Origin of the sequence: Corynebacterium sp. (genome assembly GCF_043426755.1) — a bacterium.
Taxonomy (GTDB): domain Bacteria; phylum Actinomycetota; class Actinomycetes; order Mycobacteriales; family Mycobacteriaceae; genus Corynebacterium.
In genome coordinates, this window is sequence record NZ_JBHWRP010000032.1 from 1 (window position 1) to 12,301 (window position 12,301).

Annotated in this window: 6 protein-coding genes; 2 read left to right on the forward strand and 4 right to left on the reverse strand. The window is 61.9% G+C overall.

All coding sequences use genetic code 11. From position 1 onward, the window contains the following. Positions 1 to 262 precede the first annotated feature (262 nt). Complete coding sequence (locus tag ACHFGA_RS03025; protein ID WP_394280955.1) at positions 263 to 1,510, forward strand: ATP-binding protein; 1,248 nt, start codon at positions 263 to 265, stop codon at positions 1,508 to 1,510. Between the two features lie 14 nt (positions 1,511 to 1,524). On the opposite strand, the gene ACHFGA_RS03030 is transcribed toward ACHFGA_RS03025, so the two are convergent. After that, positions 1,525 to 5,211 carry a phosphoribosylformylglycinamidine synthase gene (locus tag ACHFGA_RS03030; protein WP_394280956.1) on the reverse strand — a complete coding sequence of 1,229 codons (3,687 nt, stop codon included), beginning with the start codon at positions 5,209 to 5,211 and terminating at the stop codon, positions 1,525 to 1,527. A 253-nt stretch (positions 5,212 to 5,464) separates the two neighbouring features. Here ACHFGA_RS03030 and ACHFGA_RS03035 point away from each other — a divergent pair, with 253 nt between their 5' ends. Then, a complete protein-coding gene (locus ACHFGA_RS03035; protein ID WP_394280957.1) occupies positions 5,465 to 8,878 on the forward strand; it encodes a pyruvate carboxylase in 3,414 nt (1,137 codons plus the stop codon). Between the two features lie 84 nt (positions 8,879 to 8,962). On the opposite strand, the gene ACHFGA_RS03040 is transcribed toward ACHFGA_RS03035, so the two are convergent. From ACHFGA_RS03040 to ACHFGA_RS03050, 3 genes are all read right to left on the reverse strand, one after another. Further along, positions 8,963 to 9,442 (reverse strand): GNAT family N-acetyltransferase, encoded by a 480-nt coding sequence (locus ACHFGA_RS03040; protein ID WP_394280958.1) that lies wholly within the window; start codon positions 9,440 to 9,442, stop codon positions 8,963 to 8,965. Positions 9,443 to 9,487: 45 nt separating this feature from the next. Continuing rightward, the gene (locus ACHFGA_RS03045; RefSeq protein WP_394280959.1) at positions 9,488 to 11,263 is read right to left on the reverse strand and encodes an acetyl/propionyl/methylcrotonyl-CoA carboxylase subunit alpha; all 1,776 of its coding nucleotides are present in this window, start codon (positions 11,261 to 11,263) and stop codon (positions 9,488 to 9,490) included. 149 nt (positions 11,264 to 11,412) lie between these two features. Next, positions 11,413 to 12,301 (reverse strand): sulfurtransferase (locus ACHFGA_RS03050; RefSeq protein WP_394280960.1); only part of this gene is annotated, 889 nt, incomplete at its 5' end.

The window sequence follows — 12,301 nt, forward strand, 5'->3', positions numbered from 1 at the left end:
GTAGTCGCAGAGTGTGCGGCCGCGGGCTCATTTGGGGCGGTTCTGCCTCTGCACACCCCGCCTACACCGCAAACTGTTGGAACAGGCATGTTGGAACAGGGGCGGTTTGCTGCCTCGGACGGCCAAAACCGCCCTAATCCAACAGTTCAGCTTCGACAGTTTGGAAAGAGGGTGACCAAACGTGCAGTAGGAGCCCGGCCAAACGTGCAGTAGGAGCCCGACCAAACGTGCAGTAGGCGCTTTGAACAGCTATTATGTGAGCATGAATTACGTTTTAAGGTCGCTCGATCATCGTCTTGATTTTCTTGCCGAACACTTTTCTGCGATAGCAATTGAAGGGCCAAAAGCTGTCGGGAAAACAGAAACAGCGATGCGGCGTGTCGACGAGGTATTCCATATGGACTCGCCTGATGACCGCAACCGATTCCTTGCCATAGACTTAGTTGCGCGTGCCCATGAATCGCCACTATTGATCGACGAATGGCAGCTTTTACCAGAATCGTGGGACGTTGTTCGACGTGCTGTCGACGCGGGGATCCCACAGGGAAGCATTTTCCTCACTGGTTCTGCAACGCCGGCTCCGGGGATAACTACCCATACTGGCGCAGGGCGGATTATGACGGCCAGGATGCGCCCACTTGGAATGTGCGAGGTGACTTCGGAAACCAGCACGATTTCACTAGGTGAAATTATCGCGGGCGGCGCTAACATCACTGGGGAATCCAGTTGTGTGCTCGAGGACTATATACGTGCTCTTGGTACGACGGGCATGCCAGGCGCCGCGAAGTTGCCTAACTTAGCCATGACGGAGTTTATTGCTGCGTATATTCAACGAATTGTCGACCGTGAACTACCAGCTCAGGGTTACACCGTTCGGAATCGCAGCGGGTTATTAGGGTGGATGCGATCTTATGCGCGTTTTACGGGCACCGATGCGAGTTATACGGAACTTTTAGCGCGGGCCACTGCAGGCGATGGTGATGCTCCCAGCCAACGGACCACCGCGGTGTATCGGGAGAAGCTATCAGAGATTTGGATGGTCGATCCGCTTCCCGCGTGGGATTCCTTGTTCCACAGAATCCCACGTCTCACGGTTGCCCCCAAGCACTATCTCGTAGACACTGCCATGGCGCTTTTTCTTGCTGGTGTGCGCCCCCGCCAGTTGGATTCAACACAAAATGCGAGCAAGTTGGGCCAGTTCTTCGAAGCTCTTGCGGTGCACAGCGTCCGCGTGGCTGCTTCCGCCCACGGGCTGAGTTCAAGTCACGTGCGGACGAAGGGCGGGGAACGCGAGATTGATCTGGTGCTTGAAAGCCACGATGGGGGAGTCATCGCTTTTGAAATGAAGTTGGCGGGCACCATCCGCGATGATGATGTCCGCCACCTCACCTGGTTTCGCGAGCAACTTGGTGGTGACCTTATTGATGCCGTTGTGCTCTACACAGGTCGGCACGCTTATCGACGACCTGACGGCATTGCCGTGATCCCGCTGTCGCTGCTTACTCCCTAACCTCGCTGTACCTCTTAGCGCCCATCCCCGCGCACCCAGTTCACCGCGTTTTCGAAGATCGCCTGCTCGCCGATGCCCGGGATGTTGCGCATCAGGCCATCACGGAAGCGCTCCGGGTGGCCCATCTTGCCCAGGATACGCCCGTCGGCAGAGACGATTCCCTCGATCGCGTAAGAGGAACCGTTCGGGTTATCGGGCGCCACCATGGTCGGCTCACCAGACTCATCCACGTACTGGAACGCCACCTGGCCGGCCTCGAACAGGGCGCGAGCATCGTCCTCGCTGACGACGAAACGGCCTTCACCGTGGGACACCGGCATCAGGTGCTGCTGGCCAGGCTCAAAGCTAGACAGCCACGGCGAAGCCACAGAGGTGACCCGCGTCGTCGCGATGCGGGAGACGTGGCGTAGCTGGCGGTTGTGGGTCAAGGTTGGGGAGTCTGCGCTGAGCTTCGCCGGGTCGCCGTAGGGAAGGAAACCGGACTTGACCAGCGCTTGGAACCCGTTACAGATGCCCAGCACCAGGCCCTCGCGCGCCACGAACGCCTTGACTGCCTCCGCTACCTCAGGGGAGCGCAGGAAGGCGGCGATGAACTTGGCGGACCCATCCGGCTCATCGCCCAGAGAGAACCCGCCGGAGAAAGCGAGGATCTGCGCATCGTCCAGCTTCGCGATGAACGCGGCGGTGTCGTCGGCAAGCATCTGCGGAGTGAGGTTGCGGATCAGGTGGAACTCGGTGGTTGCGCCCGCGGCCTCAAAAGCCTCCGCCATGTCATATTCGGAGTTCGTACCCGGGAATACCGGCAGCAACACATGAACATCGCTCACCGCAGAAGATCGCTTATCGACGCCCGACCCTGCCTTGAGCTCGGTCGCGAAGGAGGGGAGGGGCTCGGCCGCATCGTCGGTGTTGAAGTCCTCGTTTAGCGGGAAGACGTCGCGGTACTCGGACTCCAGCGCCTCCAGCGCCTCAGCCAGGGTGAAGCTTTCGGAACCGAAGGTGAATTCACCAGCGGTGTTCGTGGTGCCGATCTTGGTACCAGGCGCCTGCGCGCCGGGCTCCACCGCGAGGATCACGGAACCGATCGCGGGATCGGTGACCGAACCGGCCAGTTCCACACCGAGCTCATTACCCACAGCCATGTTGACCAGTGCGTGGCCCAGACCGGCCTCGGTGACAACGGACGCCGCAGCAACATCAGCACCAACCACGGCGGCAAAGTTCTCCACCAGCTGCTCATAGTTCGGCTCGCCGGACTCCAGCGGGGTGTGCTCCACAAGGTAGATGTCATGCTCGCCGGCTGGGATGGCGGCGGGGCGCACATCGCCAGAATCCATCACACCCACGGCGAAAGTCACCAGGGTCGGCGGAACGTGCAGGTCCTCGCCGTAGGTGCCACTCATGGAATCCTTGCCACCAATGGCCGCGACCTGGAAAGCGTCCTGCGCCTCCAGCAGACCCAGCAGGGCCTGGGTAACCTCGCCCCACAGCTCCGGATCCTGATCCAAGCGCTGGAAGTACTCCTGCACACTCAGCCACGCATCCGCCGGGTTCGCGCCCACAGCCGCCATACGTGCGAGTGCCTCCACCACGGAATAAGCACCCATAAGGTACGGGGAATCGTCGGCAAGCGAAGGCGAAAAACCGTAGGCCATGACCGACGCAGTGGACGTGCCGCCGGGCACGGGCAGGGTCTGGACCGACGCGATCTCGTCGGTTTTCTGCGTGCGGCCGCCATAAGGCATCAGCACGGTAGAGCGGCCGACGGTGGCGTCGAACTGCTCGATCATGCCCTCCTGGGAGCCGTAGCGTCGCAGCGCCTCGAGCACGGAGTCGGGGCTCGGGGCGGGTGTCGACGAAGCGGCGACCAGCGTGACGGACTGGGAACGGTCGGCGCCGTTGGTGTCGATGAATTCGCGCGACATGTCCAGCACAACCTCATCGCCCATGAACATGCGCAGGCGGCCGGTATCGGTGATCTCCGCCAGCTGTACGGCCTCGAGGTTCTCCTCGGCGGCAGCCTCGATGAAGGCCTCCGCATCCTCGTGCTTCACGACGACCGCCATGCGCTCCTGGGATTCCGAAATCGCGATCTCGCGGGCGTTCAAGCCGGCGTACTTCAACGGCACGCGGTCTAGGTGGATATCGATCGAATCCGCCAACTCGCCGACCGCCACCGACACACCGCCGGCGCCGAAGTCATTGCAGCGCACAATCGACTGCGCGACGTCGGGGCGGCGGAATAGGCGCTGGATCTTGCGCTCATTGACCGGGTTGCCCTTCTGCACCTCAGCGCCGGAACGCGCCACGGAATCCTCGTCGTGCGCCTTCGAAGAACCGGTCGCGCCACCCACGCCATCGCGGCCGGTGCGGCCACCAAGGATGATCACCACGTCGCCAGCCTCAGGCTCAAGGCGTTTCACATTCTCTACCGGAGCAGCTGCAACAACCGCGCCCAGCTCCATCCGCTTGGCCACATAGCCCGGGTGATTGAATTCGCGCACGCCCGTGGTGGCCAGGCCGATCTGGTTGCCGTACGACGAATAACCCTCCGCCGCGCGGGTCGAAATATCGGCCTGGGGCAGCTTGCCCGGCAAGGTCTCAGCGCGCGGGGTGTTGATATCGCCGGAACCGGACAGGCGCATCGCCTGATACACCCACGAGCGGCCGGACAGGGGATCGCGGATCGCGCCACCCAAGCAGGTGGAGGCGCCGCCGAAAGGCTCGATCTCGGTGGGGTGGTTGTGGGTTTCGTTCTTGAACATCAGCAGGTACTGGCCGTCGGCGTTATCCACGTCGACATAGACCGAGCACGCGTTGATCTCCTCGGAGACCTCTTGGTCATTCATCACGCCGGTGCGGCGCAGCTCGCGGCCCATGATGGTACCCATGTCCATCAGGCTGCGTGGTTTGTGGGTGCGGTCATTGGCTTCGCGCAGCTCATCGTAACGGGCCAGGGCGCGGGTGAGCTGCTCACCGAAACGGGGCTCGGCCACCTCAATTGAGGTCAGCTCAGTGTTGAACGTGGTGTGGCGGCAGTGGTCTGACCAGTATGTATCCAATGTGGACAGCTCCACCTGGGTGGGGGTGCGGCCCTCGGTCTGGAAGTATTCTTGGACCACCTTGAGATCGGCAAGGCTCATCGCCATGCCATTGTCGGCCAGCAGAGCAGTCAGGCCCTCGTCGTCAAGCGATAAAAAGTCCGGGTACGTGCGCAAAGGCTCGATCTCGCCCATCTCAGGCTCGCGCAGGACGGACATGTCCTTCTCGCCCGATTCGACGGGGTTGATCAGGAAGTCGCGGATGGGGGCAAGGTCCGTGGCGCCTTCGAAGACGTAGAGCACGGCCGAATAGATCGAGGCGGTGGTGGCGGGCTCGAGTAGGCGCAGGGCTTGCTCGGCGGCATCGGCGCGCTGATCGTACTGGCCGGGCAGGGGTTGCACGGCAAGGGAAGCGTGGCGCGCGTCGGAGAGAAGGTCCTCTAATTGAGCGTCAGTCAAGATCTCGTCGACACGCTCATCGGCAACGACGGAATGGCGCAGGGCCTCAAGGTCGGCCTGGGTGGCGCCGAACACGTCGTACACGTTGATCACGGCGACGGAATCCAGCTGGACCCCCTCGAGATTGTTCAGGCTCGCGCGAACCGCGGCCTCTTCATTGCGGAAATCCGGCGAGCGGCGAACTACCAAACGAGCGTCCATGCCTTCGATGTGCCTTTCAGTCAAAGAGACAACTGTGTCAGCACAACAGTTTAGGCCATGGGTGCCGTTATTCCTCATAAATGCGGTTTTCTCCTGCGCTAGCGGCGACGAAAATGAGATGTGGGACGCATTTGCGCATAAAAGTTATTTAACCCTATATAGGGCCAGAATAAGTGCTACCTCACCCCAGGTTCGCTATGCGCCCGCTAGACTTGAACGAGCACTAATTTTGCAGGGAAAGGACACCCACACAGTGGACAATAATTTGCCATCATTCAAGAAAATTCTTGTGGCGAACCGTGGTGAAATTGCCGTGCGCGCCTTCCGCGCCGCGTTCGAAACAGGGGCACAGACTGTTGCTGTGTACCCGATCGAAGACCGCAATTCTTTCCACCGTCCGTTCGCGGACGAAGCGATCAAGATCGGCGAAGAAGGCCAGCCCGTTAAGGCCTACCTGGATATCGACGAGATTCTGCGCGCCGCCAAGAAGACCGGTGCGGACGCCGTCTACCCGGGTTATGGCTTCATGTCCGAGCGCGCCGACCTGGCCCGCGCCTGCAAGGATAATGGCATTAAGTTCATCGGCCCCACCGCCGAAACGCTGGACCTGACCGGCGACAAGGCTGCCGCCGTGCGCGCCGCCGAAGAGGCGGGGTTGCCGATTCTGCGTGACTCCGAACCATCCACCGACCCGAAGCAGTTGGCGGAGTGGGCGAAGGACTTCCAATTCCCTGTGTTCGTCAAGGCAGTTGCCGGTGGTGGCGGCCGCGGCATGCGCTTCATTGAGAAGCAGGAGGACGTGGAAAAGCTCGCCACCGAGGCATCGCGCGAGGCAGAGGCCGCCTTCGGCGATGCGAACGTGTATATCGAGCAGGCCGTAATCAATCCGCAGCACATTGAGGTGCAGATCCTTGCGGACGCTCAGGGCAACGTTATTCACCTCTTTGAACGCGACTGCTCCCTGCAGCGTCGCCACCAGAAGGTCGTGGAGATCGCGCCGGCGCAGCATATCGACGAAGAACTGCGCGACCAGATCTGCGCCGACGCCGTGAAGTTCTGCGAGCACATCAACTACGAGGGCGCCGGTACCGTGGAGTTCCTCGTCGATGAGCAGGGCAACCACGTCTTCATCGAGATGAACCCGCGCGTGCAGGTGGAGCACACCGTGACCGAGGAAGTCACCGGCGTGGACATCGTGAAGTCTCAGATGCACATCGCCGCGGGCGCCTCCCTGGCTGACCTGGATCTGGCCCAGGAAAACATCAAGCTCACCGGCGCAGCCCTGCAGTGCCGCATCACCACCGAGGACCCGAACAACGGCTTCCGCCCAGACTCTGGCGTGATCACCGGCTACCGCAGCCCAGGTGGCGCGGGCGTGCGCTTGGACGGTTCCGTGACTGTGGGCACCGAGATCACCCCGAACTTTGACTCCCTGCTGGTGAAGATGACCTGCCGCGGCGCCGACTTCGGGCAGGCCGTGGCCCGTGCCCAGCGCGCACTGAACGAATTCTCTGTATCCGGCGTATCGACGAATATTGGTTTCCTGCGCGCACTGCTGGCAGAGGCCGATTTCCAGACCAAGCGCATCTCCACCGGCTTCATCGGTGAGCACATCCACCTGCTGGAAGCACCTCCTGCGCTGGATAAGTCCAGCCGCATCCTGAACTACCTGGCAGAAGTCACCGTGAACAAGCCCAACGGTGAGCGCCCAACCAGCGTGCGCGCGCCGGAGAAGCTGCCGAAGTGGGAGTACGATTCCGTCCCACGCGGCTCCCGCGACGACCTGCTGGAGCTGGGCCCGAAGAAGTTCGCGGAGAAGCTGCGCAACCAGAAGGCCTTGGCGGTGACTGAGACCACGTTCCGTGACGCGCACCAGTCCCTGCTGGCCACCCGCCTGCGCACCAAGACCCTGTTCGCCGGCGCGAAGCACGTCGGCTACCTGACCCCTGAGCTGCTCTCCATCGAGGCCTGGGGCGGCGCGACATACGACGTGGCCATGCGCTTCCTCCACGAAAATCCGTGGGACCGCCTGGACATCCTGCGCGAGGCAGTGCCAAACGTGAACATCCAGATGCTGCTGCGCGGCCGCAACACCGTGGGCTACACCCCGTATCCAGAAAGCGTGACCCGGGCGTTCGTGAAGGAAGCAGCATCCTCCGGCATCGACATCTTCCGTATCTTTGACGCGCTTAACGACGTCTCCCAGATGCGCCCAGCAATCGACGCCGTTTTGGAGACCGGCACCACCGTTGCTGAGGTAGCAATGGCATACTCGGGCAACCTGATGGACCCGAACGAGGACCTCTACACGCTGGATTACTACCTGAAGCTGGCAGAAGAAATCGTCGACACGGGTGCTCACATCCTGGCGATCAAGGACATGGCTGGTCTGCTGCGCCCAGAGGCAGCGCGCCGCCTGGTCACCGCCTTGCGTAAGGAATTCGAGCTGCCGGTGCACGTGCACACCCACGACACCGCGGGTGGGCAGCTGGCTACCTACCTGGCGGCCGCCGAGGCGGGTGCCGATGCCGTGGACGTCGCCTCCGCACCGCTGGCCGGAACCACCTCGCAGCCGTCGATGTCCGCACTGGTCGCAGCCTTCGAGAACACGGAGCGTGACACCGGCATCTCCCTGAAGTCCGTCTTCGACCTAGAGCCTTACTGGGAGACCGTGCGCCAGATTTACTCCCCATTCGAGTCCGGCATCCCAGGGCCTACCGGCCGCGTCTACCACCACGAGATTCCTGGTGGCCAGCTGTCCAACCTGCGTACCCAGGCAAAGGCGCTGGGCCTAGAGGACCGCTTCGAACTCATCGAGGACTACTACGCAGCCGTCAACGAGATGCTGGGCCGCCCGACCAAGGTCACCCCATCCTCCAAGGTGGTCGGCGACCTAGCCCTGCACCTGGTGGGCGCCAACGTGGACCCGAAGGAGTTCGCGGAGGATCCGCAGAAGTTCGACATCCCAGATTCTGTGATCGGCTTCCTGCGCGGCGAGCTGGGCACCCCTCCTGGAGGCTGGCCAATGTTGCGTGAGAAGGCACTGGCAGGTCGCGGCGAAGGTACGCAGCATATCGTCGAGGTACCTGAGGACCTAGCGAAGGACCTGGAGTCTGAGGACCACAAGGTCCGTCGTGCAGCTCTGGATCAGCTGCTCTTCCCGAAGCAGTACGAAGAGTACAAGGAGCACCTGCGCACCTACGGCTACACCGATGCGCTGTCCGACCGCCTCTTCTTCTACGGCCTTGAAGAAGGCCGCGAAGAACTGGCAGTCTACGGCGACCCGGGGACCGACACCCCACCGCTGGTGGTGCGCCTCGACGCGGTCGGCGAGCCGGATGAGAAGGGCATGCGCCAGGTGGTGCTCACCGTCAATGGCCAGATCCGCCCACTCAAGGTCCGCGACCACAATGCCGAGTCCACCGTCGCCGACGTGGAAAAGGCAGATCCGTCCAACAAGGGCCACGTCGCAGCACCATTCGCCGGTGCAGTGACCGTAACCGTGGAGGAAGGCCAAGAAGTCAAGGCCGGCGACCCAGTGGCAACGATTGAAGCGATGAAGATGGAAGCAACCATCTCCGCGACGATCGACGGCACCGTGGAGCGCCTCGCATTCACCCAGCCCACCGCAGTGGAAGGTGGCGACCTCGTGGTCGTCATCTCCTAGGGGGACTGCGCGCCCCGCGGGGGAGCGAAAGGCCCGCCTGAGTAGTGATTACTCAGGCGGGCCTTTGCCGTTTAGAGATCGCTGCTAGAACTTCAGCTGCATTGCACCCTCGATGCTTGGGACGACCTCGAAACCGTACTTCTCATACACGTGGCGGGCGCGCGGGTTGTCCTTATCCACACTCAACGAGATAGCGGGCGCACCCTGCGAGCGGGCAAGGGCCACGGCGTCGTCGAGAAGCCTGCGCGACAGGCCACGGCCCGCATAGCGCGACTCAACAGCAACAGCCAACTCGGGGATGTCCGGGCCAAGGTTGGCCCAACCTGCGGCGTCAGGGCCGGACCAGTAGCGCAGCCAGATACCGCCGGCAGGCACGCTGAACTGGTCAAACGCCATGAAACCGCCATCGCGTTCCGGGTCCCAGTCATCGACGTAGCCGGGAAGATCGCGGGTATGGAATTCACTGACGGGCTTCGTTTCATCGCCGAAGACGTCCGTGAGGAAGAATAGGCGGGCGATATAGGTGCGGTCAGAAACAGAAGCGGGGCGTATTGAAAAATCCATACGCCCCACGTTACGCCCGCCCACAGCGAGCTGCCAATTAGAGAACTACTTGATCTCCATCAGCACTGCTGCCTTGTTCACCTGGCCGCCGGCCTCCACGGCCAGGCCGGTGACGGTGCCAGACTTGTGAGCCTTGACCGGGTTTTCCATCTTCATCGCTTCAAGCACAACCACGACATCGCCCTCTGCGACCTCCTGGCCCTCCTCAACGTTGACCTTGATCACAGTGCCCTGCATCGGAGCAGCCACGGCATCACCAGAGGCAGCGGCCTTACCGGAACCGGACCCGCGACGCTTCCGCTTCTTCCTCGGTGCCTGACCCGCGCCGGCGAAAGCCAACGATGAAGGCAGCGCGACCTCGATGCGGCGGCCAGCGACCTCGACGACGAACTTCTTGTTCGGCTCGTTCTCATCCTCTTCCGGAAGATCAGCTGGATCGACATAAGGCTCGATGGTGTTGTCCCACTCCTCCTCGATCCACTTGGTGTACACCTCGAAGCCCTCGTCATCACCGACGAACGCAGGGTGTTTCACAATCTCCTTGTGGAAAGGAATCACGGTAGGCAGACCCTCGACGACGAACTCATCCAACGCGCGGGCCGAACGCTCCAGCGCCTGCTTACGGTCCTCACCAGTAACAATGAGCTTGGCCACCATGGAGTCGAACTGGCCCGAAATCGCAGCACCAGCGCGCATGCCGGAATCCACACGCACGCCGGGGCCCGAAGGCTCCTTGTACTCGGTGACCGTGCCAGGGGCTGGCATGAAGTTGGAACCAGCATCCTCACCATTAATGCGGAACTCGAATGAGTGGCCGCGCGGGGTGGGGTCCTCGTCGAAACGCAACTTCTCGCCCTCAGCGATGCGGAACTGCTCACGCACCAAGTCATAGCCGGTGGTCTCCTCCGTGACGGGGTGCTCCACCTGCAGGCGCGTGTTCACCTCAAGGAAGGAGACGAGGCCGTCAGCGGCGACGAGGTACTCCACGGTGCCGGCGCCGTAGTAGCCAGCCTCCTTGCAGATGCGCTTTGCGGACTCATGGATGGTGGTGCGCTGCTCATCAGTGAGGAATGGGGCAGGGGCTTCCTCCACTAGCTTCTGGAAGCGGCGCTGCAGGGAGCAGTCGCGGGTACCCATGACCGCCACGTTGCCGTGCTGGTCCGCAAGCACCTGGGCCTCCACGTGACGGGCCTTATCCAGGTAGCGCTCCACGAAGCACTCGCCGCGGCCAAACGCTGCGGTGGCCTCACGGGTGGCGGACTCGAACAGCTCTGGGATTTCCTCACGGGTGTAGGCGACCTTCATGCCGCGCCCGCCGCCACCGTAGGCGGCCTTGATCGCGATGGGCAGACCGTGCTCGTCCGCAAACGCGACGACCTCGTCGGCATTCGCAACAGGATCCTTGGTGCCCGGAGCCATCGGTGCGTTTGCCTTCTCCGCGATGTGGCGTGCCGTGACCTTATCGCCAAGTGCGGCGATGGACGCAGGGGAGGGGCCGATCCAGATCAGACCGGCATCGATCACGCGGCGCGCGAACTCATCGTTTTCTGCGAGGAAGCCATAACCAGGGTGGATAGCATCCGCGCCGGAGCGCTCAGCAGCATCCAAGATCTTGTCCATGTCCAGGTACGATTCCGCCGGGGTGGAGCCGCCAAGAGCGAACGCCTCGTCGGCAATCTCCACGAACGCCGAATCTGCATCCGGCTCCGCATAGACGGCCACAGAGCCGATTCCCGCATCCTTGGCCGCGCGGAATACGCGCACGGCGATCTCGCCGCGGTTGGCGACCAAGACCTTCGTGATCTTTTTGTCAGTTGCCACTTAAACTAGTCCTCCTGATGTGAACGCTTAATACGCACCATTGTTACACACCAAACGTGAGTAATCCGTCATGTTGTGATGGATCAAGGGTACTTTTAATTTTTTTGTAGGGGAAATCAGTCAGTGTATCGGCGATTTCCCCCTGCGCGTTACGACGATCGCGGCGTGTCGCTGGGAGCTGCATCACCGCGGGCAATCGGCATCCTCACCATGTTGCCCCACTCAACCCAGCCGCCGTCATAATTCTTCACGGACTCAAAACCCAGAATATATTTCAGAACAAACCAGGAATGAGCACTGCGATCGCCCAAATGGCAGTACACCACGGTGTCCTGCTTAGGATCCAAATCCTTGTAGGCCTCCGCGATTTCCTCATAGGACTTGAAGCGGGCATTTGGGTACACCGCGTCGCCCCACGCAATATTCACTGCGCCTGGGATATGGCCCGTGCGCAGGGCGCCGGGGAAGTTCTCTGTGCCGCTAATTTCTGTGTCGCCAGCGAACTCTTTGGCGCTGCGCACATCGACCAGCGCGAGGTCCTTAGTGGTGTCAGCCGTCTTGAGGTCGTCGACAAGCGCCCGGATGGCCTCGTCGTTACGCTCCACCACGGGATAATCGGTGGCGGGCAGCTCGGGCACCGCGAAAGAGGTGTCGCGTTCCTCGCCCATCCAGGCGTCGCGGCCGCCGTCGAGGAGGCGCACGTCCGGGTGGCCGAACAGCTCGAACACCCAATAGGTGTAGGAAGCCCACCAGTTGGACTGGTCGCCATAAACCACGACGGTGTCGTCGCGAGAAATGCCACGATCGCTCATGAGCTGGGCAAACTGCTCGCCGTCGATAAAGTCGCGCGTGACCGGATCGTTGAGATCCTTGTCCCACTCAATGCGCACCGCGCCGGGGATATGGCCGATGTCATAAAGGAAAGCATCCTCATCAGACTCGACAACGCGCAAACCGGGCGTGCCAAGACGGGCAGACAACCACGAAGCGGACACCACACGCTCCGGGTGCGCAAACTTCGCGTACGCGGGGTTCGAA